The 322-nt window shown below is 44.4% G+C and carries 1 pseudogene; it reads right to left on the bottom strand.

Features of this window, described 5'->3' with window-relative positions:
- Positions 1 to 97 (bottom strand): annotated as a pseudogene (locus D0T50_RS13505) (hypothetical protein); the annotation flags it as partial.
- Between the last annotated feature and the right edge of the window lie 225 nt (positions 98 to 322).

The following is a 322-nucleotide window of genomic DNA, read 5'->3' as shown; positions in this document are numbered from 1 at the left end:
GGGCAAATTTGCGTGCCATTTCCATGTTTTGCTCCTGGTCTTTTCCTACAGGGACTTTTACTGCACGATGAATTAGGATATCTGCAGCCATAAGTGTAGAGAGCATTTCCATAGAAGGAGTTTCTATCTGCTGATAGCCATACAAGTGATATACATTGCGGATAGTGTTGCGCCCGGTTCTCCAGCGATGGTTGCCGGACTCCTTTCGGGCGACAGTATTGTGGGGCTTAACGATAATCAGTAAAAATGGTTTGCAAACATTTCCTTCATTCCTTCTTCGAGTGTTCGTGGCAAGTAATTCAGCTCTTTCTTTGCTTTCTCA

It is taken from the genome of Bacteroides sp. 214 (assembly GCF_010501015.1).
Classification (GTDB): Bacteria; Bacteroidota; Bacteroidia; order Bacteroidales; family Bacteroidaceae; genus Bacteroides.
The sequence above is the reverse complement of the archived record's forward strand: the minus strand, read 5'-3'. Positions and strand labels throughout refer to the sequence as shown.